Raw genomic sequence first — 26,306 nt, 5'->3', positions numbered from 1 at the left:
GTAGCTCCGCTACGAGGACCTCAGCCGACACGCCGAGAGCACGCACCGGACGACGCGGGAAACGCACCCGAATTTTCTCCGGCGCCGCTCCACCCCTCCACCGCCTGCGGCCGTCGGGACGGCCGTCCGCAGCACTGGACTTGTGAGGACTCACGTGAGCTCGAAACCCGTCGTACTCATCGCCGAAGAGCTGTCGCCCGCCACCGTCGACGCGCTTGGCCCGGACTTCGAGATCCGCCACTGCAACGGAGCGGACCGAGCCGAGCTGCTCCCGGCCATCGCCGATGTGGACGCGATCCTGGTCCGCTCCGCCACCAAGGTCGACGCCGAGGCGATCGCCGCCGCGAAGAAGCTCAAGGTCGTCGCGCGAGCCGGCGTCGGCCTGGACAACGTGGACGTCTCCGCCGCCACCAAGGCCGGCGTGATGGTCGTCAACGCCCCCACCTCGAACATCGTGACCGCGGCCGAACTCGCCTGCGGTCTCCTCGTCGCCACCGCCCGCAACATCCCGCAGGCCAACGCCGCGCTGAAGAACGGCGAGTGGAAGCGCAGCAAGTACACGGGCGTGGAGCTGGCCGAGAAGACCCTCGGTGTCGTCGGCCTCGGCCGCATCGGCGCGCTCGTCGCGCAGCGGATGTCCGCCTTCGGCATGAAGGTCGTCGCCTACGACCCCTACGTGCAGCCCGCGCGCGCCGCGCAGATGGGCGTCAAGGTGCTGTCGCTGGACGAGCTGCTCGAGGTCTCCGACTTCATCACCGTCCACCTGCCCAAGACCCCCGAGACCCTCGGCCTGATCGGCGACGAGGCGCTGCGCAAGGTCAAGCCGAGCGTGCGCATCGTCAACGCCGCGCGCGGCGGGATCGTCGACGAGGAGGCGCTGTACTCCGCCCTCAAGGAGGGCCGGGTCGCCGGTGCCGGTCTCGACGTGTACGCCAAGGAGCCGTGCACCGACTCGCCGCTCTTCGAGTTCGACCAGGTCGTGTGCACCCCGCACCTCGGTGCCTCCACCGACGAGGCGCAGGAGAAGGCCGGTATCGCCGTCGCCCGCTCCGTGCGTCTCGCGCTCGCCGGTGAGCTCGTGCCGGACGCGGTGAACGTGCAGGGCGGGGTCATCGCCGAGGACGTCAAGCCGGGCCTGCCGCTCGCCGAGCGCCTGGGCCGGATCTTCACCGCGCTCGCCGGTGAGGTCGCGGTCCGCCTCGACGTCGAGGTGTACGGCGAGATCACCCAGCACGACGTGAAGGTGCTGGAGCTGTCCGCCCTCAAGGGCGTCTTCGAGGACGTCGTCGACGAGACGGTGTCCTACGTCAACGCCCCGCTGTTCGCCCAGGAGCGCGGCGTCGAGGTGCGGCTGACCACCAGCTCGGAGGCGACCGAGCACCGCAACGTCGTCACCGTGCGCGGCACCCTCGCCGACGGCGAGGAGGTGTCGGTCTCCGGCACGCTGGCCGGCCCCAAGCACCTCCAGAAGATCGTCGCCGTCGGTGACTACGACGTCGACCTCGCGCTCGCCGAGCACATGGTCGTCCTGAAGTACGAGGACCGGCCGGGTGTCGTCGGCACGGTGGGCCGCATCCTCGGCGAGGCGGGCATCAACATCGCCGGTATGCAGGTGTCGCGGGCCGTGGCCGGCGGCGAGGCGCTGGCGGTGCTGACCGTGGACGACACGGTGACCTCCGGTGTGCTGGCCGAAGTCGCTGCGGAGATCGGTGCGACATCGGCTCGTTCGGTGAACCTGGTCTGAGGCTGCCGTCGCCCCTGGGGGCTCCGCCCCCAGGCCCCCGTTCGCCCTGAACGGGCTCGTCCTCAAACGCCGGACGGGCTGAGTTGATCAGCTCGTCCGGCGTTTTCCTGTACGTGGACCCGCCGCAGGGTCACCACCGCACCTGCCGCCGCCCCGGCCAGCAGCACCGCGCCCGTGAACGCCGCCGCGTGCATGCCGCTGGTGAAGGCCTCGCGTGCCGCCGCCAGGGCGTCCCCCGTGCGCCCCGGCACCTGGTCGGCGACGGCCAGGGCGCCGCCCAGTGTCTCGCGGGCCGGAGCGGGTGCCGAGGCCGGGACCTCGTGGCGGTAGACGGCCGTACCGATGGAGCCGAGGAACGCCATGCTCAGCGCGCCGCCGAACTCCGTGCCGGTCTCCAGCAGGGACGAGGCCGCGCCGGCCTTCTCCACCGGAGCGGCGCTGAGGGCCAGGTCGGCCACCTGGGACATGACGGCGACGATGCCGCAGGCCAGGAGGGCTCATGGCGCAGTGGACCTTCGATCCCGAAAGCGCGCCGGAGGCCGACCGGCTCACCGCGGGGCTCCGCCAGCTGATCGAGGCCGCCGGCGGGAAGTGACGCGCCCCTCGCGCATCTCCATCACCCGGTCCGCGAAGTGTCGTACGACCGCCCGGTCATGGCAGATGAACAGGTAGCCGAGGCCCAGGTCGTCCTGGATGTCGGCGAGCAGGTTCAGCACGCCCGCGCGTACCGACGGGTCGAGTGACGACACCGGCTCGTCGAGCACCAGCAGCCGCGGGTCGGACGCCAGGGCGCGGGCGATGCCGGCGCGCTGGCACTGGCCGCCGGAGAGCTCGTGCGGGTGGCGGTCGCCGTAAGCGGGGTCCAGGCCGACCCGGTCGAGGAGTTCGGCGACCCGGGACGGGCCGTCGGTGGGATGCCAGCGGCCCTGGACCTTCAGGGGTTCGGCGATGGCGTCGCTGATGCGGTGGCGGGGGCTCAGCGAGCCGTACGGGTCCTGGAAGACGGGCTGCATGCGGGGGCGCAGCGGGCGTAGCTCGCGTTCGGTGAGGGACGTCAACTCCCGCCCTTCGAAGTGGACTTCACCGCCGGCCGGGCGGCGCAGCTGGAGCACCGCCAGGGCCGTGGAGGACTTGCCGCAGCCGGACGGGCCGCTCAGGGCGAGGGTCTCGCCGGCGGCCAGGGCGAAGGAGACGCCGTCCACGGCGGTGACCGGGCCGTAGCGGACGACCAGGTCGCGGACGTCGAGCAGGACATCACTCATGCGGGGCGGCGCTCCTGTAGGAACAAGTCGGTGGCCGGGTGGGGGAGTTCCTCCCAGCGGTGGCAGGCGACCAGGCGTCCGGCCGTCCGCCGGGGCTCCGGCTCCGCCGTGTGGCAGGCGTCCGCCGCGAGCGGGCAGCGCGGGGCGAAGGCGCAGCCCGACGACAGCGTGCCCGGGGCGGGCGGGGTGCCGCGCAGGGCCGGGAGACGGCGGCCCGTCGCGTTCTGCGGGAGGGACGCCAGCAGACCGGCCGTGTAGGGGGCGCGGGGGCGGGCCAGCACCTCGTCCGCCGGGCCGAGTTCGGTCAGGCGCCCGGCGTACATGACCAGCACCCGGTCGGCGTGCCCGTGTACGGCGTCCATGTCGTGCGTGACCAGGACGAGCGCGGCGCCGACCGCCTCCCGCTGCTCGGCGAGCAGCCGCAGCACCTGGTCGCGGCGCTCCTCGTCGAGGGCGGTGGTGGGTTCGTCGGCGACCACGACGTCCGGTTCGTTGATGGTGGCCATGGCGATCACCGCGCGCTGCCGCATGCCGCCGGAGTACTCGTGCGGGTACGCCCGCGCCTTGCGAGCCGCGTCCGGGATGCCGACGCGGTCCAGGGCCGCCACCGCCCGGGCCAGGGCCTCCTTGCGGGAGACGCCGGTCACCGACCGTACGGCGGCGGCGAGTTGGTCACCCACCCGGTGCACGGGGGACAGGGCCGACAGGGCGTCCTGCGGGACGAGGGCGATGCGGCGGCCGCGGTGGGCCGAGAGGTCCGGGTGGATCGTCCCGCTCGTGGTCGCGCCGCGCGGCAGCATGCCGAGGAGCGCGCGGGCCGTGAGGGACTTGCCCGCTCCCGACTCGCCGACGATCGCCAGCACTTCGCGGGGCCGGACGTCGAAGGACAGGCCGCGCACGGCCTCGACCCCGTCGAAGGCGATCCGCAGCTCGCGCACCGACAGCAGTGGCTCAGACTCCAACGGGGGCCTCCTTCTTGACCTGAGCCGGGGTGACGCGCCGCCGTACCCTCCGGCCCTGTGTGAGTGCCGCGCCCGACACCGCAAGTCCCGCCAGCAGGGCCAGCGCCACCGCCGGGGCGAGGGCCGCCCACGGGGCGCGTTCCACATAGGCGCGGGACTCGTCGAGCAGCAGACCCCACTCGGGGGCGGGCGGCTGGGCGCCCAGACCCAGGAAGCCCAGCGAGGCCAGGGCCAGGGCGATGCCCGGCAGGCGCAGCAGGGCGTGGCGGGCGACCGGGGCGGCCACGGACGGCAGGACGTGCCGGGTGAGGATCCAGAACGGGCTCGCCCCGATGGCCCGTTGGGCGGTCAGGAACGCCGACGCGCGCACCTCCTGCACCAGCGCCGCCGCGTGTGCTGACAAGGCAGGCCAGGAGATCAGCGCGACCGCGAGGGCCGCGCCGCCGGTGCCGGGACCGGCGGCCGCCGCGACCAGGATGCCGACGATCACCGGGGGCAGGGCGTTGGCGATGTCCGCCGCGCCCTCCGCGATCCGGGGCAGAAAGCCCAGGGCGAGCGCGATCAGCAGGCTCAGCAGGCAGACGGCCGCCGCCGTGCCGACCGTGGAGGCGGCGCCGTGGCCCAGCCGGGCGAGCACGTCACGGCCGAGACCATCGGTGCCCAGCGGATGCGCCCAGGAGGGCGCGGCCAGCCGGTCGGTGGTGTTCACGGCATACGGGTCGCGCGCCAGGCCCCAGCCGATCGTCACGGCGAGGACGGTGAACAGCGACAACGGGACCGCGGGATGTGCGCGTACCGGCCGTGCCGGAGGCAGCGACAGCGAGGCGTCACGCAGGGCCGGGCCCAGCAGCCGCCGCCGGGCGAGCGCCGCCAGCGCGCCCGTGACCAGGCCCAGCGCGAGCAGCGCGAGGACCGACCCCTGGAGCAGCGGCAGGTCCTGTGACTTGGCCGCGCCGAGCGCGGTACGGCCGATGCCCGGCACGGCGAAGACCGTCTCCACGGCGACCGCGCCGCCGGTGAGCCCCACGGCGACCATCCCGAACTGCGGGACCAGCGGCGGCAGGACGCGCCGCAGGGCCGCCCCGGCGATCCGCACCCGGCTCACCCCGGCGCCCCGCCACAGCTCCACCCACCGCTCGTCGAGCACGGCGGGCAGCGCGTCCGCGACCAGACGGCCGAGCAGCCCGCCGCCGGGGACACCGAGGGCCACGGCGGGCAGGACCATGTTCTCCGGCCCCACCCAGCCCGACGTCGGCAGCCACCCGAGCCACACCCCGAACACCAGCAGCGCGACCGTGGCCAGCAGGAACTCGGGTACGGCGGCCAGCATCGCGGCCCATGCCCCGGCCGAGGCCCGGCCCCGCACCAGCACGGGTGCTACCAGCGCGCACGCCAGCAGCAGTGCCACGCCGAGCGAGGCGCCCATCAGCGCCAGCGACACCTGGACCCCGGAGACCACGGAGGGCAGGACCTCCGTGCCCGAGACCCAGGACGTGCCGAGGTCGCCGCGCAGCAGGTCCGAGGCCCAGCCGCTCAGCAGGGACAGGGGACCGGCGTCGAGACCGAGATCCCGTCGTACGGAGTCCAGGGCTTCCTCGGTCGGGTCCTGCTCCGCGGAGCGGGCCCGCAGCACGGCCAGGGCCGGGTCCCTGCCGGAGAGCCAGGGCAGCAGGCCGACGGCGGCCAGGACGGCGATGAGGCACAGGAGGCGGGTGAGCGTGGCGGCGTCCGCCAACCGCCTTATGCGGACCTTCACTTGACGTAGGTGTCCGCCGTGACCAGCTCCCGCTCGCGCGGGTCGTGGGCGGCGTCGGTCACGCCGGCGGCGTCGCCCTGGATCACACGCTCGTGCAGCATGGGCACGGCCGCGTCGGTGCCGAGCACGGCGGCCTCGGCGGCCATGACCGCCTTGCGCCGGGCGTCGCCGGCCGGCGTCTCGCCGGCCTTCTTCAGGGCCTTGTCCACGGCCGTGTCCGCGAGCTGGGGGATGTTGAAGGAGCCGTCGGAGGCGAAGTCGCTGTAGAGGTAGGCGGCCGGGTCGCCGGAGTCGAGCACGGTGGCGCGGGAGAGGATGAAGGCGTCGAACCGGCCCGCCAGCGCGTCGGACTCGATGTTGGCGTACTCGCGGACGTCGAGCTTCACCTTGAACCCGGCCTTCTGGAGCTGCTGTTGCAGCGCGGCGGCGACCTCGGGCAGCTCGGCGCGGTCGGTGAAGGTGCCGATGGTGATCGTCTTGCCGGCCGGGTCGCCGGCCTTGGCCCGCTTCACCGGCTTCCGCAGCTCGGCCGCCCACGGCAGGGCGGGGCCGAGCAGCCCCTCGGCGACGTCGGCGCGCCCCTCGTACACGCCCTTCACGATCGACTCGGCGTCGATCGCCTCACGGGCCGCCGCCCGTACCGTGGCGTCCTTGAAGGGGCCCTTCTCGGTGTTGAGGTACAGGGTGTTGGTGCGCGGCATCGGGACCTCGTTGATCAGGTCCTGGTCGAGGACCGCGGCCTGCGACACCGGTACCGCCTCGACGATGTCGGCCTCGCCGCTGCGCAGGGCGGCTGCGCGGGCGGTGCCGTCCGGCACGAAGCGCACGTCGATGCCGGGTGCCTTGGCCTTCTTCCCCCAGTAGCCGTCGTAGCGGTCGAGGGCGGCGGAAGAGGTGCCGTTGACCTTCGTCAGCTCGAAGGGGCCGGTGCCCGTGCCGACGGGGCTGACGGTCTTCCCCTTGTAGGCCTTGGCGGCCAGGATCGACAGCTGCGGGGAGCTGAGCCGCTGCGGGACCAGGGGGTCCTCGGTTGCGGTGGTGACGGTGACCTTGTCGCCGTCGGCCTTCACGGTCAGGTCCACGCCGTCGAGAATGCGGGGCTTGGGGGAGGCGGCGGCGGCCTTGGTGAGGGAGTTGACGACGGCTTCGGCGGTGAGCTTCGTGCCGTCGTGGAAGGTGACGCCGTCGCGCAGGGTGAAGGTCCATTTCCGGCCGGACTGGGCCCATTCGGTGGCCAGCGCCGGCTCGGCGTCACCGTCCGCGTCCAGTTTCACCAGGGTCTCCGCCGTGGACCAGCGCGACAGCTTGAAGGCGTCGTCCGACAGCGGGGACAGCCCCGAGCGGGGTGGCTGCATCATCGCGACGCGTACGCGCTTGCCCCCTGCCCCGGAGTCGTCCGTGGCCGACTGCCCACCGGAGAAACAGCCGGTGAGCAGGGCGGAGGCCGCGGTGACGGCGGCAAGGGGGATGAGTCGAGCGGGGACGCGCACGGGGACACCTCGGTCAAGGCCTGGTAAATGGTTGAACGCGCCATGACCGTAGCATGATGACAATCGTTTTCAGAAGTGGTCCGGTGTGGCGGGTGCTCAGGGAACCGGACGGAAGTACTTCCGCAGCGCCCAGGCGGCGAGTTGGCGACCGGTGGCGTTGCCCACCTCGTCGGCCGTCCGGGTGTGGATGCCGCCCCAGGCCCGGGCGTCGACGACGTCCTGCTCTTACTTGTGGGCGTAGCGGTAGTGGCGGGAGGCACCGGTGGTGGTCGACCGGATGTGCAGGTCGACGCGGGAGGTGCCGAGGATTCCGGTCAGCGTGCGCATCAGCGGCCTCTAGCGCCGGTCCGCCCGGGTCGCCGGGTTGCCGTCGGTGTCCGCTTCCCGGATGGCGGTGACGGCCCCCGGGAAGTGATGGCGCGGTACCTGGTGCGCCGCCGACGCGGCAGCCGCCGCGGACGAGGACGTACGAGGCGCCCGCTCGTGCCGTCTGTACGGGGTGAAGCGGCCCTCGATGCCGACGACAGCGTTGTAGGCGGCGGTGGAGACGTACGCCTCCCAGATGAACATCTCGGGCGGGGCCGGGCGGACCTCGGCCTCGGTGGTGGCCTCCGCCGTGCGCGAACTCCTTCCAGCCGATGGCGCATCAGGAGAACCGTGACCAGGCGCGGCGTCAGACGGTGCGTGGGTCCGTCCCGGAACCGCCCGTTCGGGCGACGGACTCACCCGGACGGTCCGATGTCCTGACCCTGTGCGAGCCGGGCCCCCTTCAACGCCATGTGCAGGAGCAGACGGTCCTCGCCGTCGTCCAGGTCCAGGCCGGTGAGCTTCTCGATCCGGGACAGGCGGTAGTACAGGGTCTGGCGGTGGATGCCCAGCTCGGCGGCGGCCCGGGCGGCCTGGCCGGCGCAGTCGAGGTAGACCTCGGCGGTACGGGCGAGCTCCTGGTGGGCAGGGAAGAGCAGGGCGTGCACCGCCGGGTCGCGGGCCACCTCCGGCGGCAGCGCGGTGAGCAGCCGGAACGGCCCGATCGATGCCCACTCGGCGACGGGCCCGAGCCGGGGCTCGGCCGACGCGGCACGTGCCGCCGCCGAGGCCTCCCACCAGGCCGTTCCCAGCTCGGCGAGGCCGGAGCGGGGCGTTGCGATGCCGGCGGCGGGGCTGCCCGCTCCGCGTGGGGCGCTGTCGGCCGGGCCCGACGGAGCGGTACCGGTCGGCCCGTGGGAGGAGGCTCCGGGTTGTCCGGCCCGGGCACCGGCGGCGGCGCCGCGCGGGCTGCCGGCCGGGCCCTGAGGGGGCGAGCCGCCCACTCCGGAAGACGGAGCACCGGTGGCCGGCCTGCCCGAAGCGTTGCCCGGCGCTCCGCCTGAGGCGCTGCCGGTTGCTTTGCCGGGGGTGTTGCTCGGTGCTCCGCCCGAGGCGGTGCCGGTTGCTTTGCCGGGGGTGTTGCCTGGTGTTCCGCCTGAGGTGCTGCCGGGGCCGTTGTCCGGTGTTCCGCGCGAGGCGGCGCCGGTCGCTCCGCCTGAAGCGGGGCCGGTCGCTCCGCGCGAAACCGTGCCGGTCGCGGGTCGCGCGGCGCCGCCGCCCGGCCCGCTTCCCCCGCCCGCCCGCTCCAGCAGGCGGGCTGCCGCTGTCGTCGCCGGAGTCAGCACGTCCGCCGAGCGCAGGCGGATCAGGACGGCCACGCACTGGGACGAAGCCCCCCACGGCAGCGTGCACAGGGCCGTCGCGCCCGGCATCGCGCGGGCCGAGGGGGCGTCGTCGGGGTCGGCCGTGGGCCAGGGGGCGACACAGAGCACCGTGTGGAGGCCGTCGGCGCGGGGGCCGAGGGCGGTGCGGAGCTCCGCGATGGCCATGTCGCGCTGCCAGTCGCGGTCGGCGGTGAGGACGGCCCGCAGTTCGCGGCTGAGGTCGGCACCGTGCTGGGCCTCGTCCGCCAGCAGCGCGCCGATCCGGGCCGTGACCTGCATGGCGTCGGACAGCTGGCGTTCGCTCGGGCCGGGATCGTCGTCGAGCAGCCAGACGTAGCCGTGGACCACGCCCCGGTGGCGGACGGGCAGGCAGATCCGGCCCCGGTACACCCCGGCCTCCGGCGTCGGCGGGATGCGGACCGGGCCGGTCGCCCGCGTGATGCCGAAGCCCTCGAACCACGCCCGGACGGCCGCCGTCGAGCGGCGGGTGAGGATCGAGCGGGTGCGCACCGGGTCCAGGGCCGACGGATCGAGGTCGCCCTCACTGTCGTACGCGCCGAAGGCGATCAGCTCGAAGTCCCGGTTCTCCAGCGTCGCGGGCGCCCCGAGCAGCTCCGAGATCTCGTCGACCAGCTCCTCGTAGTCACCCCTGTGTTCCGACGTCATCCGTGCATTGTCCCGCACCCCATGGGACCTTTCATACATCTGTCTGAGATCTGCGGCACGGATGCGTGACAGCTGTCGATGGCCCACGATCGGAGGGATCCTTAGGTTTCACGGTGGTTCTCCGCGCCGTACCCGAAGCGTCATCCGCCCGGGGTCCGGCCATCCGTTGGTTGTGCTCTGGAGGTGCCCCGTGATGGGTCCCGTGATTCTCGCCGCGTCGCGCAGCGACCGGATGCGACGCCTGATCTCGGCGGCCCCGGTGACCAAGCAGGTCGTCGACCGTTTCATCCCCGGAGAGGACGTCGACGACATCGTTCCGGTCATTCGGGATCTCACCGGGCGGGGCCTGGAGCTGACGATGGACGTCGTCGGCGAGGACATCACCAACCCCGTCCAGGCCGCCGCCGCACGGGACGCCTACCTGGAGCTGATCGACCGCCTGAAGCCCCTGGACCTCGGCACCCGCGCCGAGATGTCGGTGAAGCTGTCGATGTTCGGGCAGGCGCTGGACGGCGGCCACGAACTGGCCCTCGCCAACGTCCGCCCGGTCGTCGAGGCCGCCGCCGAGATCGGCACCACGGTCACTCTGGACGCCGAGGACCACACCACCCTCGACTCGATGTTCGCCATCCACGAGGAGCTGCGGAAGGACTTCCCGCAGACCGGCTGCGTCATCCAGGCGTACCTCTTCCGCACCGAGGCCGACGCCCGCCGCCTCGCTGCGAACGGCAGCCGGGTGCGCCTGGTCAAGGGTGCGTACAAGGAGCCGGCCTCGGTCGCGTATCTGGAAAAACACGAGATCGACCGGGCATACGTTCGGGTTCTGAGGACGTTGATGGAAGGGGAGGGGTACCCGATGATCGGGTCCCACGACCCGCGCCTGATCGCCATCGGCCAGGAGCTCGCCCACCGCGCCGGGCGAAAGCTCGACGAGTACGAGTTCCAGATGCTCTACGGCATCCGCACCGAGGAGCACCTGCGGCTGGCCGCCGAGGGCCACCGGATGCGCGTGTACACGGCCTACGGCACCGACTGGTACGGCTATTTCATGCGCCGCCTCGCGGAGAAGCCGGCCAACCTGCGCTTCTTCGCCCGCTCGATGCTGACCAAGAGCTGAGAGCTCATCAAGGGCCGATGCTCGTCAAGGGCTGAGGCTCGTCAAGGGCTGAGACCGAAACACCGCTCAGTAAGGAGTTACGGAAAATATGGACGCTGTGACCCAGGTCCCCACCCCCGTCAACGAGCCGGTGCACGGCTATGCCCCCGGCTCGCCCGAGCGTGCCCGGCTGGAGGCCAGGCTGAAGGAGCTGGCCGACAACCCCGTCGACCTGCCCTGCACCATCGGCGGCGAGAAGCGGATGGGCGGCGGTGAGGCCTTCAAGGTCGTCCAGCCGCACAATCACCAGGCCGTGCTGGGCACGTACCGCAACGCCACGCAGGCGGACGCCCAGGACGCCATCGACGCTGCCCTGGCCGCCGCGCCCGCCTGGCGTGCGATGTCCTTCGACGACCGCGCGGCGATCATCCTGCGCGCCGCCGAGCTGCTGTCCGGCCCCTGGCGCGAGACGCTCGCCGCCTCCACCATGCTCGGCCAGTCCAAGACCGCCCAGCAGGCCGAGATCGACACGCCCTGCGAGCTGATCGACTTCTGGCGGTTCAACGTCTCCTACGCCCGCAAGCTCCTGGCCGAGCAGCCGCCGGCCAACTCCCCGGGTGTCTGGAACCGTCTGGACCACCGCCCGCTGGAGGGCTTCGTCTACGCGATCACGCCCTTCAACTTCACCGCGATCGCGGGCAACCTGCCGACGGCCCCGGCCCTGATGGGCAACGTCGTCGTCTGGAAGCCGTCCCCGACGCAGACCCACGCCGCCGTGCTGCTCATGCAGCTGCTGGAGGAGGCCGGCCTGCCCAAGGGCGTCATCAACCTCGTCACCGGCGACGGCATCGAGGTCTCCGAGGTCGCCCTGGAACACCGCGACCTCGCGGGCATCCACTTCACCGGCTCGACCCCCACCTTCCAGTACCTGTGGAAGACGGTCGGCAACAACATCGAGAAGTACCGCACCTACCCGCGTCTGGTCGGCGAGACCGGCGGCAAGGACTTCCTCGTCGCCCACCCGTCGGCCGACCCGGCGATCCTGAAGACGGCGTTCACCCGGGGTGCCTTCGAGTTCCAGGGCCAGAAGTGCAGCGCCACCTCCAGGGCGTACATCCCCTCCTCGATCTGGAACTCCGGCTTCAAGGAGGAGCTCGCCGCCGAGGTCGACGGCATCAAGATGGGTGACGTCACCGACCTGTCGAACTTCATCGGCGCCGTCATCGACGAGCGTGCCTTCGCCAAGAACAAGGCCGCCATCGACCGCGCCAAGGAGGACCCCACCTGCACGATCGTCGCGGGCGGCACCTACGACGACTCCGAGGGCTGGTTCGTCCGCCCGACCGTCATCGAGTGCACCGACCCGGAGAACGAGGTCTTCCGTACCGAGTACTTCGGCCCGATCATCGCCGTGCACGTCTACGAGGACGACAAGTACGACGAGATGCTGACGCAGATGGAGTCCGTCTCCGACTACGCCCTGACCGGCTCGGTCATCGCGAACGACCGCGCCGCGGCCGCCTACACGGCGGACAAGCTCCGCTACGCGGCCGGCAACTTCTACATCAACGACAAGTCGACCGGCGCCGTCGTCGGCCAGCAGCCCTTCGGCGGCGGCCGTGCCTCCGGCACCAACGACAAGGCCGGCGCCCCGCAGAACCTGATGCGCTGGACCCTGACCCGCGCCATCAAGGAGACCCTGGTCCCGCCGACCGACTACACCTACCCGCACATGGGCTGATCCCTCGCGGCACCGACGGGCCGGGTCGTGCGACCCGGCCCGTCGGCGTGTCCCGTCCGGCAGACTCCCGGGCATGGACACGCGAACGGAGACGGTGACGGCCGACGACGGCGTACGGCTGTGGGCGGCGAGGTCGGGCCGGGGCACGCCGCTGGTGCTGTGCCACGGCGGGCCCGGCCTGTGGGACATGTTCGAGGACGTGACCGGCCCGCTCGGCGACGTGGCCACGGTCATCCGCTGGGACCAGCGCGGCTGCGGGCGGTCACAGCCGTGCGACGGGCCGTGGACCGTCGAGCGCTTCGTGGCGGATCTCGACGCCGTCCGCCGGCACTTCGGGCTGGACCGGATGGCCCTGCTGGGCCACTCCTGGGGCGCGCAGTTGGCGTTGAGCTACGCCCTGGCGTACCCGGAGCGGGTGAGCGCGCTGGTCTACGTGGCGGGGACGGGCATCGGACCGGAAGCGGACTGGCGTGCCGAGTTCGAGGAGAACCTCCTTGCCCGGATCGGCGAGCACCCCGAACGGCTCGCCCGATGGAGAGAGTTGACGGGCGGCCCGCGGCGGCCCGCCGAGGAGGAACGCGAGGGCGCGGTCCTTCAGTGGTCGAGCGAGTTCGAGGACCGCGAGCGGGCGCTGGAGCACGCCGAGCGAATGGCCACCCCCTGGTTCGGCATCAACTTCGAGTGCAACAGGGTGCTCAACGCCGAGGCGAGGAGCGTGTGTGGCACCCCGGCCCTGGACGCCGCCTGCCGGGCCCTGGACGTGCCCGTGCTCATCGTCGACGGTGCCCGGGACATCCGGCCGCGCTCGGCGGTGGACTCACTGGAGCGGGCGCTGCCGCGCGTGACACGGGTGGTGCTGCCGGAGGCCGGTCATCTGCCGTGGGTGGAGGACCCGCGGGGCTTCCGGGAGGCGGTCGCGGCGGGTCTCGCGCCCGGGGTGTGACCTGCCCGGGGAGCGCGGGGCCACCGCACCCGCACAACCGGTCGAGAGCGACCCGGCCCGTTCGCATACTGGGCGGATGACCACCCGAATGACCATCCGCGCGCGCACCGCCCACACCGCCGACCTCACCCCCGCCGAACTCGACGCCGTACGCGCCCTGCTGGACGCCGCCTTCGACGGCGACTTCGGCGACGAGGACTGGGACCACGGCCTCGGAGGCATGCACGCCCTCGTGCACGACGGCTCCGGGCTCGCCGCGCACGGGGCGGTCGTGATGCGCCGGGTGCGGCACCGCGGCCGGTGGCTGCGCGCCGGGTACGTCGAGAACGTCGCCGTACGCGCCGACGCCCGCCGCACCGGCCTCGGCGGGCAGGTCATGGCGGAGCTGGAACGCGTCATCGACCGCGCCTACGACGTCGGCGCCCTCTCCGCCGGCGACGACGGCGCCCGGCTCTACACCTCCCGCGGCTGGCGGCTGTGGCGCGGCCAGGTGCATGCCCTCAGCCCGCGGGACGGTGTCGTCCGCCTGCCGGAGGAAGAGGACAGCACCTACGTCCGGCCCGCCCTCGCGGGCCCGCTCGACCCCGCGTACGAACTGCTCTTCGACTGGCGCGACGGAGACGTGCTCTAGGAATCATCGCAGGTCAGCACGGTGTGACGTAGTCCACCGTCTCAGATAGTAGGAAGTCCGAGTAATTGTGGAGACAGACGCTCCGGCCTCCCTTAGTTTTGTAGGAGCCGAACGTCTCGCTCGACCAAGCGAATGGCGGTCGTGAGCCGGGCCCTGTGCAGGCAACCCCTGCGGCACCGCTCCCCGCCCCATCCGGCGTCTCGTATCCCTTTCCCGCACTCCATGCTGTCGAAGGAGTCGATTTCCCATGGCCGAGACGACCGTCCGCCGCCGAGTCCGTCACGTCTCCCGTACGAGCGAGTCCGACCGCAAGAACGCCGCCGCCGCGCTCCAGCGCGCCCTCGACCGCAGGGACAACGGCGGATCCACCGGTCACTGAGCCGATCCACGGCCACTGAGCCGTAACACCCTGGTCCGGGAGCCGCACCCGACGAGGCGCGGTGCGGGGCTCACGCCCCGCGCCGCACCTCGAAATGATCGATCCGCTCACCGCTCGACGCCAGCGCCGACACCTTCAGCCTCGGCGTCGCGCCGCTCTCCGCCTCCACCGAGAGGAACGAGAACCCCCGGTAGCGCACCCGCGACCACTGCACCGACTCCGCCTTGGTGTCCCGGGACTTCGTCCACCGGAACGTGTCGACCGAATCCCGGTCGGCGGTGTTCCCCTCGTAGCTCTCCTTCACGCCGTCGGGGAAGCCGTACAACTCCTTCCCGCCGCCGCCCGCCGTGACGTACACGATCCCGTCCCGCCGTGGGTCCGTCGTCCCGCCGACCGGCACCGGCCTGCCCACCTCGCCGTTGCGGATGGCGTCGGTCCGCTCGTAGACGTGGTTGTGCCCGTTGATCACCAGGTCCACCTGGTGCTGGGCGAACAGCGGCAGCCACTCGGCGCGCACCCCGCCGTCGGAGGCGTGCGTGGACGTCGAGTAAGCGCAGTGGTGGAAGAAGACGACGATGAAGTCGACCGAGGCGTCGTCCCGCAGTTCGCCGAGCTTCCTGTCCAGCCACTTCGTCTGCCGCCCCTCCGTGTAGCCGAAGTTGGCGGGGATCTCGTACGACACGTCGTTCGCGTCCAGCGCGACCACGCCGACGTTGCCGTACGTGAAGGCGTACACCCCCGGTGCCGTGCGCGCGTCGAAGCCGCTGTCCGGCAGGGAGAAACGGGCGAGTTGGCCTCCGTAGCCGTCCGGCGAGTACCAGGCCTCCATGTCGTGGTTGCCGGTCGTCACCATCCACGGCACCGACTTGGCCACCGGCTCGGTCTGCTTCAGGAACCGGTCCCACTGCCCGGCGTCGAAGACGTCCGACTCCTTGCCCTTACCGGTCGGGTCGGCATAGCAGATGTCGCCGGCGTGAAGGTGGAACGCCGGGCTCCGGCGCAGCAGCAGACGGTCGTTGAGGGCCGCCTCCTCGCCGACGCCCTGGTCGCCGAACGCGGTGAACACGAACCGCTCGGGCGGGCTCGCGGGGGCCGTGCGGAAGGACGTGACGGCCGGACGGTGTCGCGGGGACGCCGGGTCGAAGCCCTCGTGGCCGACGCCGTAGTAGTACGTCGTGTCCGGGCGCAGACCGTCCAGCGCCGCGTGCAGGTAGTACTGCTCGACCGCCGCCCGTACGCCCTTCAGCTCCGGGGTGTGCAGGTCGCGCAGCTCCGCCTCGACCTTGCGGCCGAGGTCGTCGGGGCGCAGGCCGACCCGGACGTACGGCTTGCGCACCGCCAGCGGCACCTGCCAGGAGATCCGCATCTGCGTCTTCGGGTCGGCGCCGAAGGCGAGATGGCGGCCGAAGGGCGTGATGAAGGAGCCCGGCGCCTTGGACGTGCTCGGCGACGGGTTCCTGGTCGCCGTACCGTTCCCCGGCCCGGAGCCGGAACAGCCGGTCAGCAGACCGCCCGCCACCGCGCCGGCCGTCACCAGCGTGCGGCGCCGCGACAGCCGTGTGCGCAGGTACTCGTGCTGTTCCGCCATGCTCATCCGGCGCGCGAGCTCGGGCGGGATGCCGAAGTGGGGGATCTCCATGTCGGATCAACTTCCCAGCGAACGCCAACATCCGCCCCACGTACGGGTGAACGGAAACCGTCGGCCGAGTGCGCTCTCCACTCGGGCGGGTGCCGTATCGTCTGTCCGCATCACGGACACCCTGTGTCATCCCATGGGACGAGGAGTAGGGTGCCCGCATGTCTCGCAGCATCAATCTCGCAGTGATTCCCGGTGACGGCATCGGCCAGGAAGTCGTGGCCGAAGGCCTGAAGGTCCTCTCCGCCGTCCTTCCGCAGGATGTGAAGCTGGAGACCAAGGAGTACGACTTCGGCGCCAAGCGTTACCACGCCACCGGTGAGACCCTCACCGACGCCGACCTCGACGCCCTGAAGAAGCACGACGCCATCCTGCTCGGCGCGATCGGCGACCCGGGCGTGCCGTCCGGCGTCCTGGAGCGCGGCTTCCTGCTGAAGCTCCGCTTCGCCTTCGACCACCACGTCAACCTGCGTCCCTCGAAGCTGCTGCCGGGTGTCGCCACCCCGCTGGCCGGCGAGCCGCAGATCGACTTCGTCGTGGTACGCGAGGGCACCGAGGGCCCGTACACCGGCAACGGCGGCACGATCCGCAAGGGCACCGAGCACGAGGTCGCCACCGAGGTGTCCGTGAACACGGCCTACGGTGTCGAGCGCGTGGTCCGTGACGCCTTCGCGCGTGCGCAGGCCCGCCCGCGCAAGAAGCTGGCGCTGATCCACAAGAACAACGTGCTGACCTTCGCGGGTCACCTGTGGACCAACATCTTCAACAAGGTGGCCGAGGAGTTCCCCGAGGTCACCACCGAGTACATGCACGTCGACGCGGCCACGATCTACCTGGTCACCCAGCCCGAGCGCTTCGACGTGATCGTCACCGACAACCTCTTCGGCGACATCATCACCGACCTCGCCGCGGCCGTCTCCGGCGGCATCGGCGTGGCGGCCTCCGGCAACATCAACCCGTCCGGAGAGTTCCCCTCGATGTTCGAGCCCGTGCACGGCTCGGCCCCGGACATCGCCGGCCAGGGCAAGGCCGACCCGACGGCCACGGTGCTGTCCGTCGCCCTGCTCCTGCGCCACCTCGGCTACGAGGCCGAGGCCGCCCGTATCGACGAGGCGGTCTCCGCCGACCTGTCGGAGCGCACCGGCAAGCCCGCCCGCTCCACCTCGGAGATCGGCGACGCGCTCGCCGTACGAGTAGCCGGCTGACCCGCCGCTGCTTTCCGCAAGCCGCCGGGTCGCATCCGCGCCCGGCGGCTTCCGCATGTTCCCGCCGGGTGTCACCATCGACCACCGGGCCGCATTCACCCCGTTCCTTCCTCCGCAGCCCGCGGGCGATAATCGAACGCGAGGCCGCGGAACGAAGAAATGCTCGGACGTCCTAGCACTGGTCACCGTCAGAGCTGTACCGAGCGCGGCCCGTCACTACAACCGGTGAAGGACTTCAACCCATGACGACGCCCACGATCGAGCTCAAGCCCTCCGCCAACCCGCTCTCCGCCGCAGAACGCGAGGCGATCCTGGCCAACCCCGGGTTCGGCCGCCACTTCACCGACCACATGGTGACGATCAAGTGGACGGAGGGCCGTGGCTGGCACGACGGCCAGCTCGTGCCGTACGCGCCGATCTCCCTCGACCCCGCCACCACGGTCCTGCACTACGCGCAGGAGATCTTCGAGGGGCTGAAGGCCTACCGGCGCCCCGACGGCTCGGTCGCCACGTTCCGCCCGGAGAAGAACGCCGAACGCTTCCAGCGTTCCGCGCGCCGGCTGGCGATGCCGGAGCTGCCGGCCGAGACGTTCATCGAGGCGTGCGACGCCCTGGTGAGGCAGGACAACGCGTGGGTGCCGGCGCACGGTGGTGAGGAGTCCCTCTACCTGCGCCCGTTCATGATCGCGACCGAGGTCGGGCTGGGCGTGAAGCCGGCCAACGAATACCTGTTCCTGGTGATCGCCTCTCCGGCCGGGGCGTACTTCCCCGGTGGTGTGAAGCCGGTGTCCATCTGGGTCTCAGAGGACCGCGTCCGCGCCGTCCCCGGCGGCATGGGCGACGCGAAGACGGGCGGCAACTACGCCGCGTCCCTGCTGGCGCAGGCCGAGGCCGCGACGAAGGGCTGCGACCAGGTCTGCTACCTCGACGCCGTGGAGCACACGTGGGTCGAGGAGCTGGGCGGCATGAACCTGTACTTCGTGTACGGCAACAAGATCGTCACGCCGTCGCTCACCGGGTCGATCCTGGAGGGTGTCACCCGGGATTCGCTGCTCGCCGTCGCCCGTGACCTCGGTTACGAGGCCGAGGAGGGCCGGGTCTCGGTCGACCAGTGGCAGCGGGACTCGGAGAACGGGAGCCTCACGGAGGTGTTCGCCTGCGGCACGGCCGCTGTGATCACGCCGGTCGGTACGGTGAAGCGGGCCGGGACGGAGTGGCAGCAGAGTGGTGGAGAGCCGGGCGAGGTCACGCTGAAGCTGCGGCAGGCCCTGCTCGACATTCAGCGCGGTACGGCGGAGGACAAGCACGGCTGGATGCACCAGCTGGGATAAGGCAGCACTCGGCGTCGGTGCCGGACTCGCCGGGGGGGCTCCGCCCTCGGACCCCCGGGCCTGTGCCCACCCACCGCCCCGAATCGGTCGGACAAGAAGCCGGAGCAACGGCGTCGGCCCCGGACCCCGTCGATACGACGCCCGGGGCCGACAGCGCATACGCCACCCCGCCCACCAGCCCCGACAGCAGGAAGCTGCAGTCCACCCCGCCGGTGAGTGCCGGCAGCGAGCCCTCGTACGACGGCAGGGACACCGCCAGGGCCCCGACGAGCGCGCCGGCCGCCCAGGAGAGGCCCGCCGGGATGTTCCAGCCGGCGCGGTACCAGTAGACGCCGCCCTGCGCGGCGGTTGAAGACGTGGAGGGCGTCCGCGTCGTACACCTCGCCGCAGCGGGCGAAGCCGATGAGCAGCCTCCTCGCGGACACCTGAACGCCTGCCCGGGTTGTACTCAAAACGACGGATTGACCCTGTGGTCCGTGGTGCTGTTGGCTCTGGGGGAGCCCTCGGCGCGGGGCCGGGGGAGAAGCGTCAACGGGGACACAGGGGGAACAGCACATGACCAGCACCAGGAGGGCCACGTCCGTCGCGCTCGGCGTGGCCCTGGCCGTCACGCTCGGCACCGCCGCCGCGCTGCCCGCGACCGCCGCTCCGGCGGTGCCGCGGACCGAGAAGGCGAGCATCGCGCCGGACGGCACCGACGGCAACGCCGCCTCCGGCGGGCCGAGCCTGAGCGCAGACGGCCGCCATCTGGCCTTCGTCTCCAGCGCCGACAACCTCGTCGCGGGCGACACCGACGGCACCGCCGACGCCTTCGTACGCGATCTGAAGCACGGCACGACTCGCCTGGCCAGTACCGCGGCGGACGGCGGCTCGGTCGACGACGTCGCCCTCAGCGGCAACGGCCGGTACCTCGCCTTCGGCGCCACCGACGGCGACGGCCGCAGCCACATCTGGGTCAAGGACCTGAAGTCCGGCGCCCTCCAGCGCATCGAGGACACCGTCGACACGGGCTACGACACCGGCCGGCAGCCCGCCATCAGCGCCGACGGCCGCTACGTCGCCTTCGTCGCCCAGCAGTCCCGACTCGCGGAGGGCGAGGACCGCTGGGGACGCGTCTACCGCGTCGACCGCACCGGCGGCGAGGCCGTCCGCATCAGCCAGGTGCCCGCCGCCGGCGATCGGAAGACCGCCGCCACCCATCCGTCCATCAGCGCCGACGGCAGCCGGGTCGGCTTCCAGTTCTTCGTCCCGCACCCCGCCTCGGGCGACTGGAGCGACGCCTGTGTCCGTGACGTGCCGAGCGGCGAGCTGTTCCACGCCGACCGGGCGCCGAACGGTCTGAAGTCCGACGGGCAGACCGAGTTCCCGCAGGTCAGCGCCGATGGCCGGTACGCCGTCTTCAACTCGCTCGACTCGCAGCTGACCCCGGGCGACACCAACAAGGGACACAACGTCTTCGCGCGCGACCTGAAGACGGGCGAGCTGCGCCGGATCGACGCCGCCGACCCGGCCGCGTTCACCGCGTATCCGCGGCTCAGCGCCGACAACCGGTATCTGGCCTTCGTCTCGGCCGACCCGGGCGACACGGACCGTACGACGCGCGCGTACGTACGTGACCTGCGCACCGGTCGCACGGTCCTGGCCAGCCCGGACGCCGAGGGCGGCCCGAACGACCAGAGCGTGTCCGCCCCGGTGATCGACCGGCACGGCCGCCGGGTCGCCTTCGGCAGCTCCTCACCCGACCTCGTCCCCGGCGACACGTACGACACCTCGCACGTCTACGTCCGTCACATGAGGTGACTGACCGCATCCTGAGACAACCGTGAGCCAGGCACGGGGGTTGTGCCAAACTGCCCCCGTGCTCTCATTCGCCATGATTATTGGCAGCAGGCGCGCCGGTCCGCAGTGACCACCACGTACGACCAGGTACGGGTGGACACCGTCGTCCTCGACCCGCGCGCAGACCTCTCGCACCCGCGAGGGGTTTTTCGCATTTCTGGCCCACCCGCAGTCAGGAGCGAGAGCGCGAGGGACTATGTGGGGACGGTGGCGCCGGTCATTCCGGTACGACCGAGATCCAATCCTCAGGAGCCTTGACACCATGACCGCTACCAGCGAGCTCGACGATTCCTTCCACGTCTTCGACACCACCCTGCGCGACGGCGCCCAGCGGGAGGGCATCAACCTCACCGTCGCGGACAAGCTGGCCATCGCGCGGCATCTGGACGACTTCGGCGTCGGCTTCATCGAGGGCGGCTGGCCGGGCGCGAACCCCCGGGACACCGAGTTCTTCGCCCGCGCCCAGCAGGAGATCGACTTCCGGCACGCGCAGCTGGTCGCGTTCGGCTCCACTCGCCGTGCCGGCACCACCGCCGCCGAGGACCCGCAGGTCAGGGCACTCCTGGAGTCCGGTGCGCAGGTGATCACGCTGGTCGCCAAGTCGCACGACCGCCATGTCGAACTCGCCCTGCGCACGACCCTGGACGAGAACCTGGCGATGGTCCGCGACACGGTGTCGTTCCTGAAGGAGCAGGGCCGCCGGGTCTTCGTCGACTGCGAGCACTTCTTCGACGGCTACCGCGCGAACCCCGAGTACGCCAAGGCGGTCGTCCGTACGGCCTCGGAGGCCGGCGCGGACGTGGTGGTCCTCTGCGACACCAACGGCGGCATGCTCCCGGCGCAGATCCAGGCGGTCGTCGCCACGGTCCTGGCCGACACCGGCGCCCGGCTCGGCATCCACGCCCAGGACGACACGGGCTGTGCGGTGGCGAACACGCTGGCCGCCGTCGACGCGGGCGCGACGCACGTCCAGTGCACGGCCAACGGCTACGGCGAACGCGTCGGCAACGCCAACCTCTTCCCGGTCGTGGCGGCCCTGGAGCTGAAGTACGGCAAGCAGGTCCTGCCCGAGGGCCACCTGCGTGAGATGACGCGCATCTCGCACGCCATCGCCGAGGTCGTCAACCTCACGCCCTCCACACACCAGCCCTATGTCGGCCTCTCGGCCTTCGCGCACAAGGCCGGCCTGCACGCCTCGGCCATCAAGGTCGACCCTGACCTGTACCAGCACATCGACCCCGAGCGGGTCGGCAACACCATGCGGATGCTGGTCTCCGACATGGCCGGCCGCGCCTCGATCGAGCTCAAGGGCAAGGAACTCGGCATCGACCTCGGCGGCGACCGCGAGCTGGTCGGCCGGGTGGTCGAGCGGGTGAAGGAACGCGAACTCAGGGGCTACACGTACGAGGCGGCGGACGCGAGCTTCGAGATCCTGCTGCGCACCGAGGTCCAGGGCAGGCCGCTGCGCTACTTCGAGGTCGAGTCCTGGCGTGCCATCGTCGAGGACCGGCCCGACGGCTCGCACGCCAACGAGGCCACGGTCAAGCTCTGGGCCAAGGGCGAGCGGATCGTCGCCACGGCCGAGGGCAACGGCCCGGTCAACGCGCTGGACCGGGCCCTGCGGGTGGGCCTGGAGAAGATCTACCCGCAGCTCGCCAAGCTGGAACTGGTCGACTACAAGGTCCGCATCCTGGAGGGCAAGCACGGCACCAACTCGACGACCCGCGTGCTGATCTCCACGTCCGACGGCACCGGCGAGTGGTCGACGGTGGGCGTGGCCGACAACGTCATCGCCGCGAGCTGGCAGGCTCTGGAGGACGCGTACACCTACGGGCTGCTGCGGGCGGGAGTGGCCCCGGTCGAGTAGGTGGCGGTGGCGACGGCGCCTCCCGCGCCGTCGCCTCAGCCGATCCGTTCCGTCCGCGCCGTCCCGCCGTCCGCGCACCAGCGTCCCGAAATCCGTACCCCGGCCGATGTCCCTTTCTGTGCCGATTCGGGTAGCTTCGAACATATGAAGGCCGCACTGTCGCGTACCCTCGTACGCCTGCTGATCGTGCCGGTCGTCGCCGTACTGGCGGCGCTCATGGTCGGTGCGCCCGGTGCGCACGCGGCCACCGACCTCTCGAAGGTCGCCGAGGAACTGCGTGAGAACCCGGTCTACGTCGATCCGGCCGCCTCCGGCCAGCTGGCCGAGTCGGACGCCGAGGCGCTCGCCGACAAGATCAAGGACGCGGACAAGCCCGTCTTCGTGGCGGTGCTCCCGGCCGACTTCCCCGCGCAGGACCTCTTCCGGAACCTCCGCACCGAGACCGGCGTCACCGGCCTGTACGGCATCCGCCTCGGCGACGAGTTCGACGCCCGTGCCGACAGCTCGGTGATGAGCCGCCAGGCGGTGTCCAACCTGGTCACGGCCGTCGGGGAGGCGGGCGACGCCAAGGCCCAGCTGAACGACTTCGTCGACGACGCCCTGCGCAACGTGGGCGGCTCGGCGCCCAGCAGCTGGAGCGACGGCTCGGGCAGTGACGTGCCGGTCGGCGGCCTGGTCACGGTCGGCGCACTGGTCGCGGCCGGCGGCGCGGGCGCCTACGCGCTGGTCCGCCGCAACCGCCGCCGCCACGAGGAGGAGCAGCGGGCCGCGCTGGACAAGCTGCGCGTGGTGGTCGACGAGGACATCACCGCCTTCGGCGAGGAACTCGACCGCCTCGACTTCCACCCGGGCGAACCCGGCGCCGACGACGCGATGCGCGCCGACTACGAGCACGCCCTGGACGCCTACGAGCAGGCGAAGTCCCTGATGGCGGCCGCGACGAAACCGGAGGACGTGCGGGCCGTCACCCAGGCCGTGGAAGACGGCCGGTTCTCCCTGGCGCGACTCGTGGCCCGCCGCGAGGGCAGCCCGCTGCCGGAGCGCCGCCCGCCCTGCTTCTTCGACCCCCGCCACGGCCCCTCGGTCGCCGACGCGAGCTGGACTCCGCCGGGCGGCGCCACGCGCGACGTCCCCGTCTGCGCGGCCGACCGGACGCGGCTCGCCGAGGGCCGCGACCCGGTGATCCGCGAGGTCGACACCGAATACGGCCGCCGCCCGTACTGGGAGGCCGGCCCGGCGTACGGCCCCTGGGCCGGCGGTTACTTCGGCGGCGGCATCCTGCCCGGCCTCCTCATCGGCACCATGCTCGGCGGCATGATGGCCGGCCCGGCCTACGCGGCCGACTACGGCTCCGGCTACGGCGACTTCGGCGGCTACGAGGGCGGCGACGTCTCCGGAGCGGACTTCGACACCGGCGACTTCGGGGGCGGGGGCTTCGGCGGCGGCGACTTCGGTGGGGGAGGGGACTTCGGGGGCGGGTTCTGACGGAGGCGGCGATCGGACCCGCTGGGAGGCTGAGGCCCAGTGGGGCACAGTCCGCCCTCCGTGCGAGCGGGCCGAGCGCGGTCCCGGAGGCACAGCCCCGGGCGCTGCCCTCGGCCCCTGGCACCCGTGCCGGAGGTCAGGGCTTGGCCACGTGCCGGCCCGGGGCTCATGGACCTGTGCCGGAGGTCAGGGCTTGGCCGCGTCCCGGCTCAGGGCCCGCCCACCCGTACCGGAGGTCAGCGCCCGGCGACTTCCCGGCCCAAGCCCCGGCCACCGGCCCAAGCCCCCGACCAGAGGTCAGCGCCCGGCGACTCCCCGGCCCAGGACCCGTTCCCGCTGCCGCCACACGACCCCGGCCACCACGCCCGCCAGCGCGACCAGCCCGGCGCTGACCCACACCGGCGACCGGTACCCGAATCCCGCGCCGATCACCATGCCACCGGCCCAAGGGCCCAGCGCGGCACCCACGTTGAACGCTGCCGTGGCGAAACCACCGGCCAGCGTGGGCGCGCCCGGTGCCGCGTACAGCACCTGGGAAATCAGCGTGGAGCCGACGCCGAAGGACAGCGCCCCCTGGGCGAGGACGAGCCCGAGTGCCAGGACCGGGTGCCCGGCCCCGAGCGCCAGAAGGCACCAGCCCAGGCACACGGCGAAGCCCCCGCCGGCCAGGACCGGCACGGGGCGCCGGTCGGCGAACCGCCCCGCGGCGGTCACCCCCGCGAACGACCCGGCTCCGAACAGCGCGAGCACCCCGGGAACCCAGGCGCTGCCCAGCCCCGTCACCTCGGTGACCAGCGGCGCGAGATAGGTGAAGGTGCAGAAGGTCGCACCGTTCACGAGGGCGCCCAGCAGCAGCGTGACGACCAGCCGAGGGCTGCGCAGCGACCGCAGCTCACCGCCCAGCGCGGGCGGCGCACCCCCGGCCGCACCGCCCGGCACCGACCTCGCCACCGCCACCAGCGCGGGCAGCGACACCAGCGCCACGGCCCAGAACGCCGCACGCCAGCCCCACAGCCCGCCCAGCACGGCCCCGGCCGGCACCCCGGCCACGCACGCCAGCGTCACGCCGCCCAGCAGCATGGACGTGGCCCGTCCCTTCGCGTCCGACGGGACCATGCCCACGGCGGCCACCAGGGCGACGGCCAGGAACCCGGCGTTGGCGAGCGCCCCCACGAACCGGGTGGCGAGCAGTACCTCGAAACTGCCGGTGAGCGCACCGACGACATGGACGGCGAGGAACACGACGAGGAACGCCAGCAGCGCACGCCGCCGCGGCCAGCGCCGCGCGAGGCCCGCCACCAACGGCGCCCCCACCACCATCCCCACCGCGAAGGCGGAGGTCAGCGCCCCCGCCGCGGGAACGGACACCCCCAGATCCCGCGCGATGTCCGGCACAAGACCGGACAGCATGAACTCGGACGTTCCCTGCGCGAACACGGCAAGGCCCAGCAGAAGTAGAGCGAACGGCATGAAAAAGCTCCGCACCCCGAAGTCGACGTCGGACACGACAGGTCGGACGGCTTCCGGCAGCGGAGGGAGCGGGCTCAGCGGCCCGGCATCACGAGCAGCCACCGGAGAGCCGGTGGCCGCACTCTGGACGCCTCGGGGCTGGACATGGGGCAGACGTTAGGCGGGCCCTGGGGACCGGGTCCACCGGTTTTCCTCCGGCTCACCTCGGGCGGCGGTCACAGCCCTGTCCTTCCGGCCGTCACCGCGGTGGACGACGACCACGGCCGCGAGGCAGACGGCCAGGCCGAGAGCGGTCTGCACGCCGAAGGGCTCACCGAACGCGAGGGCGCCCCAGACGGCCGTGACCGGGGCCATGAGGAACATCAGCGTGTTCACCTTCGTCACCCCCGAGCGCTTCAGGATGAGCCAGTACAGCCCGTACCCGCCGAACGTGGACAGGCCCACGAGCCACGCGACGGCCACCCAGAACCCGCCCTCGGCGGGCGGCGCGGCGGCTCCGGCGCTCAGGGCCAGCGCGGAGAAGAGGACGGCGCTGGTGGCGCAGTGGACGGTCAGCGACACCGAGGGGGCGACCCGCGAGCGGGACCGGCTCTCCAGGAACGTGGCCGCGACCAGGGACATCATGCCGAGCAGCGGAATGGCGTACGCCCACCAGGCCACGTCGGTCCCGGCCGCGGCGTCGGCCAGGGTGACCACGGCGACGCCACTCAGCCCCAGACCCAGCCCGATCCACTGGCGGCCCGAGACGTACTGCCCCAGCAGCGGTCCCGCGAGGGCCCCGGCGACGAGGGGCTGGACGCCGTCGATCAGGGCCGTCGTGCCGCTGGAGACACCGAGCTGGATGGCGTAGTAGACGCTGAGCAGATAGCCGCTCTGCGACAGCACGCCGATGACGGCCTGCCGGGCCACGTCCCGGGCGGTGAGCCCTCGCCAGGCCGTGCGCGTGATGGCGGCGACGGCGAGGAGGACTACGGCCAGCGGCAGGAACCGCCACATCAGGACCGTGATCGCGGACGCGTCGCCCGCTCCGAGCTTGGCCCCGATGAACCCGGAGCTCCAGCAGAGGACGAAGGCGACGGAGAGAAGGATGTTCACGGACATCACAACCAGTA

20 protein-coding genes and 2 pseudogenes are annotated in these 26,306 nt (G+C 72.2%); 11 read left to right on the top strand and 11 right to left on the bottom strand.

Annotated elements, in window-relative coordinates; genetic code table 11:
* Positions 1-154: 154 nt before the first annotated feature.
* Positions 155-1,744: a phosphoglycerate dehydrogenase gene (gene serA, locus ACZ6TU_RS23075; RefSeq protein ID WP_467676859.1), complete on the top strand. Its 1,590-nt coding sequence runs from the start codon at positions 155-157 to the stop codon at positions 1,742-1,744.
* Between the two features lie 62 nt (positions 1,745-1,806).
* Here serA and ACZ6TU_RS23070 read toward each other — a convergent pair.
* The 7 genes and pseudogenes from ACZ6TU_RS23070 to ACZ6TU_RS23040 all read right to left on the bottom strand — a co-directional run.
* Positions 1,807-2,238, bottom strand: a pseudogene (locus tag ACZ6TU_RS23070) (MFS transporter); the annotation flags it as partial.
* Between the two features lie 54 nt (positions 2,239-2,292).
* Entirely contained in the window at positions 2,293-3,006 is a 714-nt protein-coding gene (locus ACZ6TU_RS23065; RefSeq protein WP_469550669.1) for an ATP-binding cassette domain-containing protein, read from the bottom strand.
* Positions 3,003-3,968 carry an ABC transporter ATP-binding protein gene (locus ACZ6TU_RS23060; RefSeq protein WP_469550667.1) on the bottom strand — a complete coding sequence of 322 codons (966 nt, stop codon included), beginning with the start codon at positions 3,966-3,968 and terminating at the stop codon, positions 3,003-3,005. Before ACZ6TU_RS23060 ends, ACZ6TU_RS23065 begins: the two co-directional genes overlap by 4 nt.
* Positions 3,958-5,724, bottom strand: coding sequence for an ABC transporter permease subunit (locus tag ACZ6TU_RS23055; RefSeq protein WP_467676865.1), 1,767 nt, complete (start codon positions 5,722-5,724; stop codon positions 3,958-3,960). Before ACZ6TU_RS23055 ends, ACZ6TU_RS23060 begins: the two co-directional genes overlap by 11 nt.
* On the bottom strand, positions 5,721-7,214 hold the full coding sequence (locus ACZ6TU_RS23050) for an ABC transporter substrate-binding protein (RefSeq protein ID WP_467676867.1): 1,494 nt from the start codon (positions 7,212-7,214) through the stop codon (positions 5,721-5,723). Before ACZ6TU_RS23050 ends, ACZ6TU_RS23055 begins: the two co-directional genes overlap by 4 nt.
* Before the next feature lie 336 nt (positions 7,215-7,550).
* Positions 7,551-7,784 carry a hypothetical protein gene (locus tag ACZ6TU_RS23045; protein WP_469550665.1) on the bottom strand — a complete coding sequence of 78 codons (234 nt, stop codon included), beginning with the start codon at positions 7,782-7,784 and terminating at the stop codon, positions 7,551-7,553.
* Between the two features lie 152 nt (positions 7,785-7,936).
* The gene (locus ACZ6TU_RS23040; protein ID WP_469550663.1) at positions 7,937-9,571 is read right to left on the bottom strand and encodes a PucR family transcriptional regulator; all 1,635 of its coding nucleotides are present in this window, start codon (positions 9,569-9,571) and stop codon (positions 7,937-7,939) included.
* Between the two features lie 190 nt (positions 9,572-9,761).
* Between ACZ6TU_RS23040 and ACZ6TU_RS23035 the strand changes: the two genes are divergently transcribed.
* The 5 genes from ACZ6TU_RS23035 to ACZ6TU_RS23015 all read left to right on the top strand — a co-directional run bounded on the left by ACZ6TU_RS23035 (position 9,762) and on the right by ACZ6TU_RS23015 (position 14,361).
* Complete coding sequence (locus tag ACZ6TU_RS23035; RefSeq protein ID WP_467676873.1) at positions 9,762-10,688, top strand: proline dehydrogenase family protein; 927 nt, start codon at positions 9,762-9,764, stop codon at positions 10,686-10,688.
* 88 nt (positions 10,689-10,776) lie between these two features.
* Positions 10,777-12,408, top strand: a complete 1,632-nt coding sequence (pruA, locus tag ACZ6TU_RS23030) for an L-glutamate gamma-semialdehyde dehydrogenase (RefSeq protein WP_467676875.1) — start codon at positions 10,777-10,779, stop codon at positions 12,406-12,408.
* 73 nt (positions 12,409-12,481) lie between these two features.
* Positions 12,482-13,351 (top strand): alpha/beta fold hydrolase, encoded by an 870-nt coding sequence (locus ACZ6TU_RS23025; protein WP_469550658.1) that lies wholly within the window; start codon positions 12,482-12,484, stop codon positions 13,349-13,351.
* Positions 13,352-13,439: 88 nt separating this feature from the next.
* Positions 13,440-13,982 (top strand): GNAT family N-acetyltransferase, encoded by a 543-nt coding sequence (locus ACZ6TU_RS23020; protein WP_467677195.1) that lies wholly within the window; start codon positions 13,440-13,442, stop codon positions 13,980-13,982.
* A 247-nt stretch (positions 13,983-14,229) separates the two neighbouring features.
* Positions 14,230-14,361, top strand: a complete 132-nt coding sequence (locus ACZ6TU_RS23015; protein WP_010048656.1) for a hypothetical protein — start codon at positions 14,230-14,232, stop codon at positions 14,359-14,361.
* Between the two features lie 70 nt (positions 14,362-14,431).
* Here the strand turns inward: ACZ6TU_RS23015 and ACZ6TU_RS23010 are convergent, their stop codons facing one another.
* The gene (locus ACZ6TU_RS23010; RefSeq protein ID WP_467676879.1) at positions 14,432-16,000 is read right to left on the bottom strand and encodes a purple acid phosphatase family protein; all 1,569 of its coding nucleotides are present in this window, start codon (positions 15,998-16,000) and stop codon (positions 14,432-14,434) included.
* 158 nt (positions 16,001-16,158) lie between these two features.
* Between ACZ6TU_RS23010 and ACZ6TU_RS23005 the strand changes: the two genes are divergently transcribed.
* Both ACZ6TU_RS23005 and ACZ6TU_RS23000 read left to right on the top strand, forming a co-directional pair.
* On the top strand, positions 16,159-17,202 hold the full coding sequence (locus tag ACZ6TU_RS23005) for a 3-isopropylmalate dehydrogenase (RefSeq protein WP_467676881.1): 1,044 nt from the start codon (positions 16,159-16,161) through the stop codon (positions 17,200-17,202).
* Between the two features lie 242 nt (positions 17,203-17,444).
* Positions 17,445-18,533: a branched-chain amino acid aminotransferase gene (locus tag ACZ6TU_RS23000; protein WP_467676883.1), complete on the top strand. Its 1,089-nt coding sequence runs from the start codon at positions 17,445-17,447 to the stop codon at positions 18,531-18,533.
* A gap of 151 nt (positions 18,534-18,684) precedes the next feature.
* Here ACZ6TU_RS23000 and ACZ6TU_RS22995 read toward each other — a convergent pair.
* Positions 18,685-18,940, bottom strand: a pseudogene (locus tag ACZ6TU_RS22995) (cytosine permease); the annotation flags it as partial.
* Positions 18,941-19,088: 148 nt separating this feature from the next.
* On the opposite strand from ACZ6TU_RS22995, the gene ACZ6TU_RS22990 reads away from it, so the two are divergent.
* The 3 genes from ACZ6TU_RS22990 to ACZ6TU_RS22980 all read left to right on the top strand — a co-directional run bounded on the left by ACZ6TU_RS22990 (position 19,089) and on the right by ACZ6TU_RS22980 (position 23,724).
* Positions 19,089-20,333 (top strand): TolB family protein, encoded by a 1,245-nt coding sequence (locus tag ACZ6TU_RS22990; RefSeq protein WP_469550653.1) that lies wholly within the window; start codon positions 19,089-19,091, stop codon positions 20,331-20,333.
* A 301-nt stretch (positions 20,334-20,634) separates the two neighbouring features.
* Complete coding sequence (cimA, locus tag ACZ6TU_RS22985; RefSeq protein ID WP_467676887.1) at positions 20,635-22,239, top strand: citramalate synthase; 1,605 nt, start codon at positions 20,635-20,637, stop codon at positions 22,237-22,239.
* Positions 22,240-22,383: 144 nt separating this feature from the next.
* Complete coding sequence (locus ACZ6TU_RS22980; protein ID WP_467676889.1) at positions 22,384-23,724, top strand: hypothetical protein; 1,341 nt, start codon at positions 22,384-22,386, stop codon at positions 23,722-23,724.
* Between the two features lie 297 nt (positions 23,725-24,021).
* On the opposite strand, the gene ACZ6TU_RS22975 is transcribed toward ACZ6TU_RS22980, so the two are convergent.
* Entirely contained in the window at positions 24,022-25,194 is a 1,173-nt protein-coding gene (locus tag ACZ6TU_RS22975; RefSeq protein WP_467676891.1) for a Cmx/CmrA family chloramphenicol efflux MFS transporter, read from the bottom strand.
* Between the two features lie 156 nt (positions 25,195-25,350).
* Positions 25,351-26,289 (bottom strand): DMT family transporter, encoded by a 939-nt coding sequence (locus ACZ6TU_RS22970; RefSeq protein WP_467677197.1) that lies wholly within the window; start codon positions 26,287-26,289, stop codon positions 25,351-25,353.
* Positions 26,290-26,306: the final 17 nt, after the last annotated feature.

It is taken from the genome of Streptomyces sp. NPDC052064, from assembly GCF_055585925.1.
This window is presented reverse-complemented; position numbering and strand designations above follow the sequence as displayed.

Bases quoted from the DNA above. Each gene is read 5' to 3' on its own strand.
- pruA (WP_467676875.1), top strand. From the start codon at position 10,777: ATGGACGCTGTGACCCAGGTCCCCACCCCCGTCAACGAGCCGGTGCAC.
- ACZ6TU_RS23025 (WP_469550658.1), top strand. From the start codon at position 12,482: ATGGACACGCGAACGGAGACGGTGACGGCCGACGACGGCGTACGGCTG.
- ACZ6TU_RS23065 (WP_469550669.1), bottom strand. From the start codon at position 3,006: ATGAGTGATGTCCTGCTCGACGTCCGCGACCTGGTCGTCCGCTACGGC.
- ACZ6TU_RS23040 (WP_469550663.1), bottom strand. From the start codon at position 9,571: ATGACGTCGGAACACAGGGGTGACTACGAGGAGCTGGTCGACGAGATC.
- ACZ6TU_RS22975 (WP_467676891.1), bottom strand. From the start codon at position 25,194: ATGCCGTTCGCTCTACTTCTGCTGGGCCTTGCCGTGTTCGCGCAGGGA.
- ACZ6TU_RS23005 (WP_467676881.1), top strand. From the start codon at position 16,159: ATGTCTCGCAGCATCAATCTCGCAGTGATTCCCGGTGACGGCATCGGC.
- ACZ6TU_RS22980 (WP_467676889.1), top strand. From the start codon at position 22,384: ATGAAGGCCGCACTGTCGCGTACCCTCGTACGCCTGCTGATCGTGCCG.
- ACZ6TU_RS23045 (WP_469550665.1), bottom strand. From the start codon at position 7,784: ATGTTCATCTGGGAGGCGTACGTCTCCACCGCCGCCTACAACGCTGTC.
- cimA (WP_467676887.1), top strand. From the start codon at position 20,635: ATGACCGCTACCAGCGAGCTCGACGATTCCTTCCACGTCTTCGACACC.
- ACZ6TU_RS23015 (WP_010048656.1), top strand. From the start codon at position 14,230: ATGGCCGAGACGACCGTCCGCCGCCGAGTCCGTCACGTCTCCCGTACG.
- ACZ6TU_RS23010 (WP_467676879.1), bottom strand. From the start codon at position 16,000: ATGGAGATCCCCCACTTCGGCATCCCGCCCGAGCTCGCGCGCCGGATG.
- ACZ6TU_RS22990 (WP_469550653.1), top strand. From the start codon at position 19,089: ATGACCAGCACCAGGAGGGCCACGTCCGTCGCGCTCGGCGTGGCCCTG.
- ACZ6TU_RS23020 (WP_467677195.1), top strand. From the start codon at position 13,440: ATGACCATCCGCGCGCGCACCGCCCACACCGCCGACCTCACCCCCGCC.
- ACZ6TU_RS23000 (WP_467676883.1), top strand. From the start codon at position 17,445: ATGACGACGCCCACGATCGAGCTCAAGCCCTCCGCCAACCCGCTCTCC.